General features: G+C 63.0%; 15 protein-coding genes. 6 read left to right on the plus strand and 9 right to left on the minus strand.

Translation table 11 applies throughout. The annotated features are described in order from the left end of the window. Nucleotides 1–6 precede the first annotated feature (6 nt). The gene (locus ACP8IT_RS07340) at nucleotides 7–2103 is read left to right on the plus strand and encodes a PTS fructose transporter subunit IIABC (protein WP_490289825.1); all 2097 of its coding nucleotides are present in this window, start codon (nucleotides 7–9) and stop codon (nucleotides 2101–2103) included. Nucleotides 2104–2158: 55 nt separating this feature from the next. Next, on the plus strand, nucleotides 2159–2431 hold the full coding sequence (locus tag ACP8IT_RS07345) for an HPr family phosphocarrier protein (RefSeq protein WP_005278890.1): 273 nt from the start codon (nucleotides 2159–2161) through the stop codon (nucleotides 2429–2431). A gap of 218 nt (nucleotides 2432–2649) precedes the next feature. Here the strand turns inward: ACP8IT_RS07345 and ACP8IT_RS07350 are convergent, their stop codons facing one another. From ACP8IT_RS07350 to hflX, 3 genes are all read right to left on the minus strand, one after another. Continuing rightward, a complete protein-coding gene (locus tag ACP8IT_RS07350) occupies nucleotides 2650–3681 on the minus strand; it encodes an HNH endonuclease signature motif containing protein (protein WP_284636192.1) in 1032 nt (343 codons plus the stop codon). Nucleotides 3682–3807: 126 nt separating this feature from the next. Beyond that, nucleotides 3808–5088 (minus strand): uracil-xanthine permease family protein, encoded by a 1281-nt coding sequence (locus tag ACP8IT_RS07355; protein ID WP_490289826.1) that lies wholly within the window; start codon nucleotides 5086–5088, stop codon nucleotides 3808–3810. A gap of 32 nt (nucleotides 5089–5120) precedes the next feature. After that, nucleotides 5121–6629, minus strand: a complete 1509-nt coding sequence (gene hflX, locus ACP8IT_RS07360) for a GTPase HflX (RefSeq protein WP_023028879.1) — start codon at nucleotides 6627–6629, stop codon at nucleotides 5121–5123. Between the two features lie 75 nt (nucleotides 6630–6704). Here hflX and ACP8IT_RS07365 point away from each other — a divergent pair, with 75 nt between their 5' ends. Then, the gene (locus ACP8IT_RS07365; protein WP_490289827.1) at nucleotides 6705–7514 is read left to right on the plus strand and encodes a hypothetical protein; all 810 of its coding nucleotides are present in this window, start codon (nucleotides 6705–6707) and stop codon (nucleotides 7512–7514) included. 12 nt (nucleotides 7515–7526) lie between these two features. Then, on the plus strand, nucleotides 7527–8075 hold the full coding sequence (locus ACP8IT_RS07370) for a hypothetical protein (RefSeq protein WP_023017356.1): 549 nt from the start codon (nucleotides 7527–7529) through the stop codon (nucleotides 8073–8075). A gap of 5 nt (nucleotides 8076–8080) precedes the next feature. Here the strand turns inward: ACP8IT_RS07370 and dapF are convergent, their stop codons facing one another. Genes dapF through ACP8IT_RS07385 form a run of 3 tightly spaced genes read right to left on the minus strand, consistent with a single transcriptional unit; the run spans nucleotide 8081 to nucleotide 10438 of the window. Continuing rightward, a complete protein-coding gene (gene dapF, locus ACP8IT_RS07375; RefSeq protein WP_284899599.1) occupies nucleotides 8081–8926 on the minus strand; it encodes a diaminopimelate epimerase in 846 nt (281 codons plus the stop codon). A gap of 10 nt (nucleotides 8927–8936) precedes the next feature. After that, on the minus strand, nucleotides 8937–9836 hold the full coding sequence (miaA, locus tag ACP8IT_RS07380; protein ID WP_490289828.1) for a tRNA (adenosine(37)-N6)-dimethylallyltransferase MiaA: 900 nt from the start codon (nucleotides 9834–9836) through the stop codon (nucleotides 8937–8939). After that, nucleotides 9818–10438 (minus strand): hypothetical protein, encoded by a 621-nt coding sequence (locus ACP8IT_RS07385; protein ID WP_490289829.1) that lies wholly within the window; start codon nucleotides 10436–10438, stop codon nucleotides 9818–9820. The genes miaA and ACP8IT_RS07385 overlap by 19 nt, the downstream gene beginning before the upstream one ends. Before the next feature lie 136 nt (nucleotides 10439–10574). On the opposite strand from ACP8IT_RS07385, the gene ACP8IT_RS07390 reads away from it, so the two are divergent. After that, nucleotides 10575–11879: a DUF349 domain-containing protein gene (locus tag ACP8IT_RS07390; RefSeq protein WP_005278868.1), complete on the plus strand. Its 1305-nt coding sequence runs from the start codon at nucleotides 10575–10577 to the stop codon at nucleotides 11877–11879. Beyond that, nucleotides 11879–12979 (plus strand): GNAT family N-acetyltransferase, encoded by a 1101-nt coding sequence (locus ACP8IT_RS07395; RefSeq protein ID WP_490289830.1) that lies wholly within the window; start codon nucleotides 11879–11881, stop codon nucleotides 12977–12979. The genes ACP8IT_RS07390 and ACP8IT_RS07395 overlap by 1 nt, the downstream gene beginning before the upstream one ends. Here the strand turns inward: ACP8IT_RS07395 and ACP8IT_RS07400 are convergent. The 3 genes from ACP8IT_RS07400 to recX all read right to left on the minus strand — a co-directional run bounded on the left by ACP8IT_RS07400 (nucleotide 12976) and on the right by recX (nucleotide 15934). After that, nucleotides 12976–13602: an Rv2732c family membrane protein gene (locus tag ACP8IT_RS07400; protein WP_490289831.1), complete on the minus strand. Its 627-nt coding sequence runs from the start codon at nucleotides 13600–13602 to the stop codon at nucleotides 12976–12978. The two genes, ACP8IT_RS07395 and ACP8IT_RS07400, sit on opposite strands and share 4 nt — an antisense overlap. Nucleotides 13603–13624: 22 nt before the next feature. Beyond that, nucleotides 13625–15151, minus strand: a complete 1527-nt coding sequence (gene miaB, locus ACP8IT_RS07405; RefSeq protein ID WP_490289832.1) for a tRNA (N6-isopentenyl adenosine(37)-C2)-methylthiotransferase MiaB — start codon at nucleotides 15149–15151, stop codon at nucleotides 13625–13627. 183 nt (nucleotides 15152–15334) lie between these two features. Beyond that, entirely contained in the window at nucleotides 15335–15934 is a 600-nt protein-coding gene (gene recX, locus ACP8IT_RS07410; RefSeq protein WP_302527070.1) for a recombination regulator RecX, read from the minus strand. Nucleotides 15935–15939 lie beyond the last annotated feature (5 nt).

The raw sequence follows: 15939 nt of genomic DNA on the forward strand, positions 1-15939 counted from the left end.
TCCATCATGGCATCCGATCTCATCACCACAGAACTTGTCGCGCTTGACGCCGACTTTGGCGATAGCGTCGACTCCGTTATCACCAACCTTGCCACCTTGGTGCACGATACCGGGCGCGCGACCGAGGTCGCAGGCCTCGCCCAGCCCGCCATCGACCGCGAGGCCAAGGCCGGCACCGGCGTGCCCGGCGGCGTGGCCATCCCCCACTGCCGTTCCGAGGCCGTCACCGAACCGACCCTAGCTTTCGCCCGCCTTACCCGCGGCGTGGATTTTTCCGGTCCCGACGGCGATGCCCAGTTGGTCTTCCTCATCGCCGCCCCCGCCGGCGGTGGCAAGGCCCACCTGCAGATTCTTTCCAAGCTTGCCCGCGCCCTCGTGCGCAAGGACTTTTTAGAGGCCCTGCGCACCGCGTCGACGAAGGAAGAAATTGTCAAGGAAATCCTCGCTGTCGTCAACGCGGAAAAAACGAAGAAGAAAAAGCAGGACACCGCGGAGGCTGCAGCTGGAGCTGCGGAAGGGGCATCGGCAAGCACAGGTGCTTCGGCACAAGCTACCCGCATCGTTGCCATCACCGCCTGCCCAACCGGCATCGCACACACCTACATGGCTGCCGATGCCCTCACCCAAACCGCCGGCGAGCGCGACGACGTCGATCTCACCGTCGAAACCCAGGGCTCGTCCAATAATGAATCGGTCTCGCAGTCCACCATCGACGCTGCCGACGCGGTCATCTTTGCCACGGACGTCGGAGTGCGCGACCGCGAACGCTTCGCGGGCAAACCCGTCATCGAATCCGGCGTCAAGCGGGCCATCAACGAGCCCGGCAAGATGCTCGATGAAGCCATCGCGGCGGCGAAGAACCCGAATGCCCGCAAGGTCTCTGGCACGGCCTCATCCTCCTCCGCCGAAGAAGAAGGAAAATCGCTGGGTTGGGGCAAGCGCATCCAGCAGGCGATTATGACCGGCGTGTCCTACATGGTGCCGTTCGTTGCCGCCGGCGGCCTGCTGCTCGCCCTCGGATTCCTCTTCGGCGGCGCCGATATGGCCAATGGCTGGCAGGCGCTTTCCACGGATTACTCCCTGTCCAACCTGCCGGGAAATGAGATTACCGTCGACGGCGAGACCATGTCGTTCGAGAACTCCGGATTCGGGCTCTATATAGGCGCAGTGCTCTTTGCCATCGGCCAGGCTGCAATGGGCTTTATTGTTGCCGCGTTATCTGGCTACATCGCCTACGCCCTGGCCGGGCGCCCTGGTATTGCGCCGGGCTTTGTCGGCGGTGCTATCGCCGTGACCCTCGACGCGGGCTTTATCGGTGGCCTGGTCACCGGTTTGCTGGCCGGCTTTATCGCACTGTGGATTGGCAATTGGAAAGTCCCGCGCTGGCTCGGTTCCCTCATGCCGGTGGTCATCATTCCGCTTTTGACCTCCCTGGTCGTTGGCCTGTCGATGTACCTTTTGCTGGGCGCCCCACTGGCCGCGCTGATGGAGGGCCTGCAAGATTGGCTGTCTTCCATGTCTGGCTCTTCTGCCGTAGTACTCGGCATCATCTTGGGCCTGATGATGTGCGTCGACCTGGGCGGCCCGGTCAACAAGGCCGCGTACCTCTTTGCCACCGCCGGGTTGTCCACCGGCGATGCAGCCTCCATGCAAATCATGGCCGCTGTTATGGCCGCCGGAATGGTGCCGCCCATCGCGCTGTCCTTGGCAACCTTCATCCGCAAGTCGCTATTTACCCCTGCTGAGCAGGAAAACGGTAAGTCCGCTTGGTTGCTCGGCTTGTCCTTCGTCTCCGAAGGTGCCATCCCCTTCGCCGCGGCCGATCCGTTCCGCGTCATCCCTTCCATGATGGCTGGTGGCGCCGTGACGGGTGCTATCTCCATGGCGCTGTCGGTCGAGTCGCGCGCTCCGCACGGTGGTATCTTCGTTGCCTTTGCTATCGACCCGTTCTGGGCCTACCTGGTAGCCATCCTTGCCGGCGTGGCGGTATCTACCGTCGCGGTCTTGGCCATGAAGCAATTCTGGCCTAATAAGACCGTCCAGGAAGCTGCCCAAAAGGCCGCTCCAGGGTCCAAAACCGCTTCCCAGAACGTGGCGGCATAAACCAAACGCTCGTACACTGGAGCACGATAAATTAACTACAGAAAGGATAATTTCCATGGCTTCCAAGACTGTAAAGGTTGGCTCCTCTGTAGGACTGCACGCACGTCCTGCCTCCATCATCGCTGACGCCGCTGGCGAATACGACGAGGACATCTTCCTGAGCCTCGTTGGTGAAGAAGATGACGATAACGAAACCGACGCCGCTTCTTCCCTGATGATCATGGCCCTCGGTGCCGAGCAGGGCGACGAGGTCACAGTCACCTCTGATAACGAAGAAGCCGTTGAGAAGATCGCCGGCCTCATCGAGCAGGATCTCGACGCTTCCTAAGCGCTGCCGCTCGCTAGTAGTGCCTAAGCACGCCTAGTATGCTCCTCGCCTTGTTGGCGGGGAGCTTTTGCGATCCATAGGCCGTTTCCCAGTGCCCATTGCGCAGGCTATTCAGGTCGCGCGGCGCATTTGCGCGGTCGCTTAGATTTTTGGCCCTGAGCCTGTGGATCCGTACGGGCGCGCGGATCCTTTTGCGCTAATCCTCGTGTCCCGGATTTTTAGGATGGCGGCCGGTCGTTTTCGTTCGGGCTGCCGGGGTTCGTGGCCCACGGCGGAAGCCAGCGGACCTTTCCTTGTATTCGGGCCAATCGCCCGCGCCGCGGCGGGGCCTGCGGGTCATCATCGTTGACGCCGTTATGGTACGGGCAGCAGGTCGCGAGATTAGCGGCATTGGTATTGCCACCGTGCTGCCAGCTGTCTAGGTGGTGGATCTGGCACTCATCGGCAGGATAATTGCACTTTTCCCAGGGGCATACGGGATTGACGGCGGCCGCCATCAAGCGCTGCTTCGCATTGGCAAACCGGGACGTGCGGTATAAGTTGACCGGCCCCTCAACGGGATGCACAAGCGTGATGTATCCGTGATCGCTTAAGACGCGACTCGCGAGGTCAGCGCCGCTGATGCGCGAGCCATTGGTGAGCTGCAGGGTTATTTCCTCACCATCGCCATCGACGATGCGGTCGAGCTCGTCCAAGGTGATAACCACCTGCGTAGTCGCAGTGGTGCGCGCTCCGGACTTCCCGCCGAAGAAGATGGATTTAACGGACTCCAGTGGGCGCTCGTTATCAAGAGCAGAGTGCATATCGGCGACGTCGGCGGATTCCCCGGTGATGGTCAACGACCACGGTCCGCGCGGCCGGCGGGTGAGCCGCACGCCTTTCTTGGGAGTGCGGGGCGGTTGCAGCTCCCGCAAGAGGGCGCGCGCCCGCTTGCGCAAGGCAGTGGCGCTTCCGCGGAACTCGCATAACTCGGAGCGTACGGCCCAGGCATCGCGCTGGGTGCGAGCGCGCAGCGCGAACTTTTCGATGAGGCTGAGCACGTCGAGCGGGTGCGTCGTCGAGCGGGCCGTGCGTTGCTTGGCGCTAAAGGCACAGCGGCCAAAGTAGACATCACAAAGATGCACCACCTCGCGCGCGGCGACGTCGCTGGCGCCGCGCTGCACCAAATCGCGCTCGCTTAAGCCCTGGGCGGCGGCGATGATGTCCATCCCTTGGCCCAGCGCGGTTAAATAACGGTCGAGTGCGTTCATGCCGCCTAGTACAGCGCACAACCCGGTGCAAAGGCGACCGCACGCACGTAGGCCTGTGGATTACGCGGTAAACCTTGCCGCCACGGCGCTATTTCGCGGCAGGGTCAACAAAGTTATCCACAGAATTTAGTATTTAGCATCGTGGCCTTCGCCCACGGTTTCGTACAGGCGCCGCATGATGGGATAGGCAACGATGATGCCGACAGAGCCCCAGGCGATGCCCTCCAGGCTCACCCCACCCACGGTCAGGGTCAGGTTGCCGATGCCCGCGATCAAAGCCACCGCAGCCGCCGTCAGGTTCACCGGGTTATTGAAGTTGACCTCATTATCCATCCAGATGCGCACGCCCAGCATGCCAATAAGACCATAGAGCACGAGGGTGGCCCCGCCGAGCACGCCGGTGGGGATGGTGAAAATCAGCGCGCCGAACTTCGGGACGAAGGCCAATAGGATGGCGGTTAGGGCCGCAACCCAATACGCGGCGGTGGAATAGACGCGCGTGGCGGCCATAACGCCGATATTCTCAGCGTAGGTCGTGGTACCGGAGCCGCCGAAGCCACCGGCGAGGGAGGAGGCGAGGCCATCGGCAATCAGGGCATCGCCGGCAAGGTCGTCCAAATCGCGGTTGGTCATCTCGGAGACGGCTTTGACGTGGCCGACGTTTTCCGCAATCAGCACCACGAGCACCGGCAAGGCCACGGCGATCGCGGAAAGATGGAACTCTGGGGCGTGGAATTCGGGCAGGCCTACCCACGGTGCGGCATCGATGGCAGCCTTGGCATCCTCGCCCAAATTACCGGTCAGGGCAGCGAAAACCCAGCCGACGACCACGCCGATGAGGATGGACAGGCGCGAAACCATGCCGCTCCCGGCGACGGTGGCTAGGAGAATAACCAGCAGCGTGATGCCTGCGACCAAGGGCTGGCTGGCGAAGTTCTCGGCCGCATTCGGCGCCAAATTAAGCCCGATGAGCGCGACGATGGCGCCGGTAACCGCCGGCGGCATCACCGCATCGAGCACCCGCCTGCCGGCAGCGTTGACCACGAATCCGACCGCCACCAGCACCAAACCGGTCACCAGAATGGATCCGGCCTGCGCCGCAATCCCGTATTGCTGCGAGGCGGTCAGCGGGGCGATGAAGGCAAACGACGACCCCAGGTAGGACGGCAGGCGATTGCGCGTAATCAGCAGGAATAGGATGGTGCCGAGGCCGGAAAACAGCAGCGTGGTATTGACCGGAAATCCGGTCAGGGTGGGCACCAGCAGCGTAGCACCGAACATCGCCACCACGTGCTGCATGCCGATGCCAATGGTTCGGCCCCAACTTAGTCGTTCCTCGGGCGCGACCACGGCGCCTGGTGCAATCTTCTTACCGTCGCCGTGGACGGTCCAACCTAGTATGCTCACGAACCACCATTATGGCCCATGGAGCACGAATTTTAGGAATCTTCCTCCACGATGAATTCGGCGAGCTCGCGGGCGGTGGTGGCGGGCAGGCGGACATCAACAAGCGTGCCGTCCTCGGTGTATTCCTCGCTGCGCACCGTGCCCTCGGCGTGCACGCGCGAGACGACATCGCCGCGGGTGAAGGGAACCTGCAGATTAACGTGGCTATCGCGGGAGTTGAGGAAGAGCTCCACGCGCGCGCTCAGCTCGTCGATGCCCTCCCCCGTGCGCGCCGAAACATAGACGACGTCCTCATGATCCAGGACGTGGCGCAGCTCCGCGAGCACAAGCGGATCGGCCTGGTCGATCTTATTGATCACGATGATTTCCGGCGGGGCCTGCTCACCAGTCTCGCTGACGATATCGTAGATGACCTTATTGACCGCCTCGATTTGCTTGAGCGGGAACGGGTCCGATCCGTCCACGACATGCAGCATGATATCGGCGGCGAGCACCTCTTCCAGGGTGGACTTGAAGGCCTCCACCAGCTGGGTAGGCAGGTGGCGAACGAAGCCGACGGTATCGGTGAAGACGACCTGGCGGCCATCGGCAAGCGAGGCGCGGCGCGTGGTGGGATCCAAGGTGGCAAAAAGTGCGTCTTCCACAAGCACGCCCGCGTTCGTCATGGCATTAATGAGCGAAGATTTGCCGGCGTTGGTGTAGCCGGCGATGGCGATCTGGGCGATCGTGGAGGACTGGCGCCTGGAGCGCTTGACCTCGCGGGCGGTTTTCATCCCGCGCAGTTCCTTGCGCAGGCGCGCCATTTCGGTGCGGATGCGCCGGCGGTCGGTCTCGATCTTGGTTTCACCGGGACCGCGCAGGCCGACGCCGCCATTGGAACCGGCGCGGCCGCCGGCCTGGCGCGAAAGGTTGCCGCCCCAACCGCGGGTGTGGGTATAGAGGTATTCCAGCTGCGCCAGCGAGACCTGCGCCTTGCCCTCCTTGGACTTTGCGTGTTGGGCAAAGATGTCCAAGATGAGCATGGTGCGGTCGATGACCTTGGTATTGAGCGCGCGCTCTAATGCCGTGAGCTGGCCGGGGTTCAGCTCACCATCGCACACGACGGTATCGGCCCCGGTGGCCTCGACGATATCGTGGAGCTCTTTTACCTTGCCCGAGCCGATGAAAGTACCAGGATCCGGTTTATCGCGCTTTTGGTAAATCATTTCGACTACGTCGGCACCGGCGGTCTCAGTAAGGGCGGCCAGCTCATCCATCGTGGCCTCAACCTCCGCTACGGTGCCTTCGGTCCACACGCCCACGAGGATGACGCGCTCGAGGCGCAGTTTTCGGTATTCCACCTCGTAGCCATCGGTGGTGTCCTCGGCGCGGATGGAGGTCTCGCGGGTAACGCGGCGGAAGGCGTTGCGCTCGGCCAAATCTAGATCGCCGCTGGTGGGCGTGGTTTCCTGCGGGGTGTCCGCGTGGTCGCGGAAGGCTTGGGCGAGAAGTTCGTCCTTGCTCGCCGAGCTATCAGAATTCTGCGGGGAAAATTTGTTCATATTGCTATCTATTTTGGCACGTTAGGCCGCAAAACGGGAATTGCGGTTTCCGGGCTTACTGGACAAAGCGATACAATGGTGGCTATGGAAACGACGCAGCCTAGGCCAACGACTACTACCCAGAAGAAGAATACCGAAATGCAGGCGATCGGCCTGGATTTCGAACGCTGGCAGGACGCGGTCGAGGCAGCCATCGCCACGGACCGCCTTGCCGTTACCGGCGAGGTCCGCGGTGGCCAGCTCATTCAATACGGCGACCCCTCGGGCGCCCAGCTTAATATCTTGGCGGTAGAGCCCTACGCCACCTTTATCGGCTTCGATGCGGTCACGCAGGGTTTTGCCCACGTGGAGATGTTCAATGACGTTCTAGCGATCATGGACATCATCGATCCCTTCGGCACACCGCTGGCCCAGGTCACGGCGAACCTCGCGCAGGGGCCACTGTTGGCAGAAGAACCGCGGCAGGAATGGCAGCAGGTATCGCTGACCGCCATGGGCCTTGATATCACTACCTACGAGTCCCCGGCTGCCTACGAGGCCGAAAACGGCGTATACCCCGCCCTCTTTGAATCCGAGGGCGCCCGCGTCATCGCTTCTGGCTCCGGCGCACAGGCCCCCACGCCGGCGGCTACCTTTGCCGCCCGGGTGATGGAAGCCGAGTGGCGCACCAATGAACTCACCGGCGAGAAATTCGCGCACCTCGTCATGGACGGGCTTTTCCCCTTCGATCTCTGCCTGCCTGCGGACCGTGGCGAATTGCCGGCCAAGGATTCTGTGATATCCGGTACGGCCCTGCTCACCGCCGCTATTGACATGCCGTCCGGCGGCTGCGGCGATGGCGGATGCGGTTGTGGATCCGGCGGTTGCGGCTGCGGCGGGCACTAGATTTTTTAGGCCATGCCTTTCCTTAGCGATCCACAAAACCGGAGGACACTTGTCTTTATCCTCCTGGTCCTTTGCGCGATCGCGATCGTTGTAACGCTAAAACTGCCCGGACTCATCATCGCCGCCATGCTGGTGGGCGCGGGCTGGTTCATGCTGCGCACGCGCCCCGATACCGCGGAAAGAAAGGCCCTGCGCAGCTCCATTTCGCTTTCGGCGGACGATATCCAGGACGTCATCGCCGAATTCGAAGAATTCGAAACCTCCACGGAGGCCGAGTCGCTGGCGGATCGAACGCTGTACCGGCCAGCACTGCTGGACCTCGACTGCTCCCACCCCGCCATCGATGCGTTCCACTACGAATTGGCTGGGGCGCGCCGCTTCCTCCGCCGCCTCAATATCCGCATCCACGCCCACGGCATGCGCACACAGGACTTGGAAGCCCTCCTCCGCGTCACCGATGAGCGCGCCCGCGAGCTGAAAGAATCGTGGCTCGCGGCCCGCCGCGCGGCCTTCCGGCTCGGCCCGGATTACCGCACGCGGCAGATCGACGACGAAAACTAAGGCTTCTACAGGCTCGTTTCACCTGTCGCGACGATGGCGGACGGGCCGGTCAAGCGCGTGCCGTTCTCATAAACCTCAACGGTGACCTCGCCGCCGGGAACGTGGACATGGACGGTGCCGAGGGCTTGGGCGGCATCGGCAAGCGCGGCGGTAGCTGCCGCGACCGTGCCCGTACCGCACGACTGCGTCTCCCCAACCCCGCGCTCGAAGACGCGCATATGCACGTGCCCCTCCCGCAGCGGGGTCACCAGCTCAAAGTTGACCCCACCCGGGAAGAAGGACTCGTCGTAGACCGGCGCCGTGAGTTCCTTGGCGGCCAAAGCTTCCGGTTCCAGGCCTGGGATGACGGCGGCGAGGTGCGGGTTGCCCATATCCACCCCGAGGCCGGCGTAGGACTCACCGCCCACGGACGCGGTAGATACCCCGGTCACGCGCGCGGGGCCCATCTCCACGGTGACGCTCGCGTCGGTGGCATCGCAGGAATGCACCGTTACTTGCTTGGCGCCCGCCCGGGTGCCGATGGTGAATGCGTCCTCGCCCACCAAGTCGTGCGAGCGCAGCCAGTGGGCAAAGACGCGGGTGCCATTGCCGCACATTTCCGCCACGGACCCATCGGCGTTGCGGTAATCCATAAACCAGTCGGCGGAATCCACCCCGTCCGGAAGTGCCGCCAACTCGCCCGCGTCCACGAGGGCGCCGGCGCGCACAACGCGCAACAGGCCATCGCCGCCGATTCCTGCCCGGCGGTCACACAGCGCCGCCACGCGCTCTGGTGAGAGCGGCGCCTCGGCGTCGAAGTCTTCTACGATGACGAAGTCATTTTCGGTTCCATGGCCTTTGGCAAATTTCATAGCCTCTACCCTAGCGCCCAAGCACGTACAAAGCTTGGGCGGTGGTATCGCCTGCGGCATCGAGCCAGGTAATGCGCTTATCGCGGTTGAACCAGGAACGTTGGCGGCGCACGTACCGGCGGGTGCCAGTAATCGTGCGCTCCACGGCGTCCTCCCAGGTCAGTTCGCCGCGCTGGGCTTGTAGAACCTGCACATAGCCAATCGCGCGGCCCGCGGTGGAATCGGCCACAAGCCCCTTATCCTGCAGGCGCTCGACTTCCTCGACAAGACCTTGCTCAAACATGAGGTGCGTGCGCTTTTCGATGCGCGGGTTCAACCACTCGCTATCCGTGCGCAGCCCCAGCAACCTGGTCCCCCACCGGGGCGGGCCGTTCTTCGGCGGCTGGCTGGCTTTAAAGGGCTTGCCGGTCAGCTCGATGACCTCGAGCGCCCTGACGGTGCGGCGGGGGTCTTTATCCTCGATGATGGCGGCGGCTGCCGGATCGACGCGCGCGAGCTCCGCGTGGAGTGCGTCGGTTCCGATATCGGCGCGGCGGGCCTCGTATTTGGCCCGCACCTGCGGATCGGTGGGCGGGAATTGCCAGTCATCCACCAACGCCTGGGCATAGAGCATGGATCCGCCGACGAGGATCGGAGTCTTGCCGCGGGACATGATGTCCTCGATATCGCGCAAGGCCGCCTGCTGATAGCGCGCCACGGAAGCAGTCTCCGTCACGTCCCAGACATCGAGCTGGTGGTGCGGAATGCCCTCGCGCTCTGCGGGGGAAAGCTTCGCGGTCCCGATATCCATGCCGCGGTATAGCTGCATGGAATCGACATTGACCACTTCCCCATCTAGTTCATGGGCAAGGGCCAGCCCGAGCGCGGATTTGCCGGATGCGGTGGGGCCAACTACTGCGATGGGGCGCATGTTACCTCCCAACCTGCCACGTAGCGGCCTACCCCGAGGGTGGCGTCCGTCGCCCGGACCTGCGCGCGCTTGGGCGTGCAGCCGGCAAGCTCCAGCCAGAGCGCCGGCTCTTCCACGCCGCGTTGCTTCAGCCACTCAGCCTCGCTGCTTGCCGATGCCCCCATCAACACCTCCTCGCACCACCGATGCGCCTCCTGCGCGCCGGGGATAAGCGCCAGCGGTGCCCTCTCAGTAAGGCCCGCGCTGCCGTCCGCAACCACGATGCTAAGTACCTTTGGGTCTGGCGTGTCTAGGCGGTCGCGGCTATCGCGCACCGTTATCTGTGGGACCGTAGACAGGACGTAGTGGGCCATGATTTCTGGCAGGTAGTCTCCCGCGCCCACGTGTACCTGGTGGGCTCCCCAGGCGCGCAGACTTCCCGTGTGGCGGGTATGCCACCGGGAGGAGCGGGATCCGATAATTTCTGCCTCCTCCATGCCGGCGGCAGCGGCTTCAACCGCCAGCGTGCGCGCCGCTGCCAGCAGCGCCCGCGAGGCGGCATCGTTGGGAGCTAGCTCGACTGTCAGCGCCGGCGAGGCGGGCATAACCATGAGATTGAACATTATTCCTCCATACTATCTACCCAAGAGGAGGTAATTAAATAGATTCTAGGCACACAGCGATTTTTCACGGTAATGTAACCAGTGATTTCATCCGGCAGCCGTGACGCGCAGCGATATATGTCTAGGAGGGCTTTCCATGTCTCCCACCCCTACCCCAGGTTCCATGCCCAAGAAGGGCCCCCGCCCCACAGCCAAGCCCGTGCCCGTGCAATCTCCGAGCAAGAACGATCCGGCCAAGTGGGGGCGCGTCGATGCCGATGGGTCCGTCTTCGTGTCCGCCCCCGAGGGCGAGCGCAAGATTGGGGAATGGCAGGCAGGCTCTGCGCAAGAGGGCCTCGAGCACTTCGGCGCCCGGTATGATGACCTAGCCACCGAGATCGAGCTCCTAGAGGCTCGCCTGCGCGCCAACCCCAGCGAGGCCGCAGGAATCAAGCAGACCGCCGCCGAACTCCGCGAGACCCTGCCTACCGCTGCGGTCATTGGCGATATCGCGGCGCTGGATCGCCGCCTCGCGGCGGTTATTGATCACTCCGTTGTGGCCGGGGAACAGGCGCAGGCGGAGCGGGAAAAGCGCCGGCAGGATGCGATTGCGGCGAAGGAAAAGCTCGCCGCCGAGGCTGAAGAGATTGCCGAGAATTCCACCGAGTGGAAGGCCGCCGGCGACCGCATCCGCGCCATTTTGGAAGAGTGGAAGCAGATTAAGGGCATCGATAAGAAGACCGATGACGGCCTGTGGAAGCGCTATTCGCGCGCCCGCGATTCCTTTAATCGGCGCCGCGGTTCGCACTTTGCGGATCTCGATCGCGCCCGCGCGGCCGCGCGAAAGAAGAAAGAAGAACTCGTCGAGCGCGCCGAGGCCATCCAGGACTCCACCGATTGGGGCCCTACCGCCCGCGCCTACCGCGATCTGATGGCGGAGTGGAAGGCGGCCGGCCGCGCCCCGCGCGAGGTCGATGACCAGCTGTGGGCGAAGTTCCGCGCGGCGCAGGACCGCTTCTTTGATGCCCGCAATGCGGTCAACGACGAGCGAGACCGCGAGTTCGCCGAAAACGCCAAGGCAAAGGACGCGCTGCTTGCGGAATACGATAGCCTGATTGACCCATCGCAAAGCATGGACAAGGCCAAGGCTAAGCTGCGCGAACTGCAGGAAAAGTGGGAGGAAATCGGCTTCGTGCCCCGCAACCAGGTGCGCGAGTACGAATCTAAAATTGAGCAGCTAGAAAAGCGCGTCACCCAAGCGGAAGAATCCGAATGGCGGCGCACCGACCCTGAAGCGCAGGCTCGCGTGGCCCAATTCCAGGCCAAGGTGGAAGACTTCAAGGCCCAGTCCGCGGCTGCGGAGGCTAAGGGCAAGGAGAAGAAGGCCGCGGAGCTGCGCGCGCAGGCGGAGCAATGGCAGGAATTTGCCGATGCCGCTGCCAATGCCGTCAACGATAAATAGTGCACCTCGTTCAGATTGCGCGCCCGACCCAGGTAGCCGAGGCTGAACCGGCGGATTGTATCCGTTCCTTTGTTTTCTGGGCAAACCTGGCGGCGCAGGAAGCAAGCGGGGATGCGGCGGCCTCGACCTCGCCTAGCCGCGTGGTGCACCGCCTGCAGGGTTCGGGCGAATCGCAGACTTACCTTTTCGCGGTGGTCGATGGCCCGGCGACGCTCGGGCCCGTCTCCGAGCTCGGTCTGCCCCAAATTCCCGCTACCGCACCGAGCCCCGAGCTGGACTACGTGGGATTTATCCACATCAGCCTGCCGCTTTTAGAAGAGCGCAATGCCGCGGAAATCGAGTGCGTCCTGTGCGATCTGCCGCTGCCCGGAGAACCGCTTGATGCCAAGGGGCAAAAGGTGGCTACCTGGATGGGAGATACCGCCTTAAAAATCACCCAACAGCTCGGTCGCAGCGTCGCGCACGTGGGTCTGCTGCACCCACCGGAGACTTCGCCGGAGTATGACGCAATGGCGGAGGTCTACCAATCCCTGGGCTTTACGCGGCGCCATAGCGAGCGGCAACTAGACATCGATATTCCAGAACAGCCGGCGGCTGCCCTCTTTCCGCCCGGGCTTTCGGCCGCGGTCTGGCAGGACTATGCCATTCCGGAAAAACACATCGACGATGTCATGCGACTTTTAACGGTCGCCTCCGCGGATGCCGATACCGGCACCTTATCCACCGAGCCCATCGTGTGGTCCCGGCAGCGGTTGGAAGAAGCGCACCAACGCCTGCGCTCGCGGCGCGGGCATACGCTGCTCGTGGCGCTCATCGATAATGCTGGGGACATCGTGGCGCTTACCGAGCTGGCGCGGCACGAGACCGCAGATCCGGAGGTCTGCGAATGGACCCTCACCGTCACCGACCGCGACCACCGCCGGCAAGGCTTAGCACAATTGGCAAAACTCACCGCCCTACGCGAGGTCAACCGAGCGTGGCCGCAGGTGCGCCGCTGCTATTGTTCCGTCGCAGCCGGCGACGCCGCCATGAACGCGCTATACGCACGGCTCGGGGCGCGGGAAATCTCCCAATCTTCAGCCTGGGAGCTGCACCTTTAGCCCTCCTGCTGGTGGCGGTGGCGCTCGGCGGCCTTTTTCCGGCGGTCATCGACAAGCATCTCCTGCGGCTGCGGGGACGCAATATCGGACTGGAATTTGCCTACCTCATCCAGCTGGCCCGCCGAGGCGCGAACCTTTTCTTCTGCCGCGCGTTGTTCCGGGCTGCGGCGCAGGGCGACGAGACTAAAGCCCAAGAAGGCCAGGAAGGTCGCCAGCATGCCCACCCACATGCCAATGGCCGGGCCGTCCGCGGTGGAGCCGCGGTACCAAAAGCCCCACAGGTTAACGAAGAAAGAAACCGTCACCATCATCCACGCAATCAGCCCGAGGGTGGCGCGGCGGGTCAGCAGGGTTGCCGTCGTCAGCACGCCCACGCCGAGTAGCGCGAGCCACGCGGAGACGGTTTCCATCAGCGAGATCTTTACCCCGTCGTCGGTGGTGCCAAAGCTTAAGGCCTGCCACCCGTGGGCAGAGCCGGCATAAGGAACGATGAGGTAGACAATATAGGCCGCCACAGCGATCCACAGCGTCACTTTCTGCCCACGCAGATCCATGGTTTGTGCTGCTCGGCGCTCCGCCTGTGCCGCCTCCTGGGCGGCGGTGGTGGTATTTCGCTCTCTCATGGCACCCTAGCCTACTCCCCGGTTAGCAGCCGCAAGAATCCGCTGCGGCAGCGCCAGCAGGCTTGCCGATGCCCGGCAGCCCCAAGCCCACCCCGATGGGAGCGGTAGTGGGGGTTTGGCCCGCTGCCGACATGTCGCCGGCCTTGGTGCGGGTATGGGTGCTTACGGCGGCATCGGCAAGCAAGAAGAACGAGCCTGCACCGGTGACCTTGGTGCGCACGACGTCGCCTGGGCGAATCTCAGCGGAGATATCCGCACCGTTGTCGTCGATGGGGCTAAAGTGCACAAGGCGCCCATCGCGAGCTCGACCCGACATGCGGTGAGTCTCATCGTTCTTGCGCCCGCCCTCTGCCTGGACCAAGAGCTCCACCTCAGTGCCCACGAGCTTCTGGTTTTCTTCTGCCTGGATGCTATCTTGCAGCGCAACGAGCCGCTCGAAGCGGTCCTGGACGACTTCCTTGGGGACCTGGTTTTCCATCTCCGCCGCAGGGGTGCCCGGGCGCGGGGAATACTGGAAGGTAAACGCCGAGGCGAAGCGGGCGCGCCGGACCAAGTCCATGGTGGCCTGGAAATCCTCTTCGGTCTCGCCCGGGAAACCGACGATAATATCGGTGGTAATCGCAGCATTCGGAATCTTCTCGCGGACCTCATCGAGGATGCGCAAGAACTTCTTCGTGCGGTAGGAACGGCGCATGTCCTTCAAGACCTTATCCGAGCCGGATTGCAGCGGCATGTGCAGCTGCGGGCAGACGGCCGGGGTTTCCGCCATGGCATCGATGACATCGGAGGTAAATTCTGCCGGGTGCGGAGAGGTAAACCGCAGGCGCTCGAGGCCGTCGATCTTGCCCACTTCGCGCAGCAGCTTCGAGAAAGCGAAGCGATCGCGCGGCATTTCTGGGTCGGCGAAATTCACGCCGTAAGCGTTGACGTTTTGGCCCAGCAGGGTGACCTCAGAAACTCCCTGGTCCACCAGCGCCTGTACCTCGGCCAGAATATCGCCCGGCCGGCGATCCTCTTCCTTGCCGCGCAGGGAGGGAACGATGCAGAACGTGCAGGTGTTATTGCAGCCCACGGACACCGATACCCAACCCGCGTAGGCGGATTCGCGCTTAGCGGGCAATACGGAGGGGAACGCCTCTAGCGAATCGACGATTTCTACCTGGGCTTCCTCGTTATGGCGGGCGCGCTCGAGGAGGGTGGGCAACGCTGCCATATTGTGGGTTCCGAAGACGGCATCCACCCACGGTGCATTGTCGAGGACGGTATCCTTATCCTTTTGTGCAAGGCAACCGCCCACGGCGATTTGCATGCCTGGGTGGTTCTCCTTCGTCTTCTTCAATGCGCCCAGCGTGCCGTACAGGCGCTTGTCGGCATTTTCGCGGACTGCGCACGTGTTAAAGACGATGAGATCCGGCTCCGTGGCCTCGTCTGCGGCCGCGTAGCCAGCTTCCTCCAGCAGGCCGGAAATGCGCTCGGAATCGTGCACATTCATCTGACAGCCGAAGGTTCGGACTTCATAGGTACGGGTTTCAGGAATTGTCTGCTCCACGTCGGCATAGTCTAGCCATCACCCAGAACAACTCATAACCGTCGCTGCTCGGCGCCCGTGACAGCAAGTGGGCCAGAATGGGCGCATAGTGCGGCGCGTCGGGGCGCGGGCCCGCGGTGGGTGGGGCGCGTGTGCGAGTCACAAGGTTGGAGCCAACAAGGCACTAAGCCCCATCCGCCGGATTTAAGGAGAAGACAGCTCCTCGCACCGTTCCTCGAGGGCGCTAATGGCAATGTTCAAAGACATCCCCTCGTTGAATCCACGGCGCGCCAATACTCCCACGATCCTGCGCAGGGCCTTATCCCGTTCCTTCCTATCTACAGGAACGGATTTCACGCTGCGCGCCTTCTTTTCCGCCAAGGCTCGGGCCATCGCCTCTTCATCGGCGGCGTCAATTTGGTCAAGGGCTTCGTCTCTGTCTTCTTGGCTTACGCCCTTCTCCCGGAGCTCGCGGTCGAGGACGCTGCGCGATTTCCCCCTCCGCTTATGCCGCTGCCGCACCCATTCGGCGGCAAAGGCGGCATCGTCAATGAGGCCCGCATGGGCCAAGTCATCGAGGACCTCATCAACCACCTCAGGGGCGAATTCGGCCTGAACCAAACGGTCATACAATTCCTGGCGGGACCGCGAACGCTGGTCAAGCAAGCCCAATGCGCGGGACCGAACCTTTGACTTTGCCTCTTCGGCCTCCCGATCAAAAAGCCCGCCCCCGGCTTCTCCTTTTTCATAGGCTTCAAGGGCCTGGCGGAGTTGCTCTAGCTTTTCAGGGGCGGGTTGATTCATAGCGC

Source organism: Corynebacterium sp. LaCa_23 (assembly GCF_058182375.1).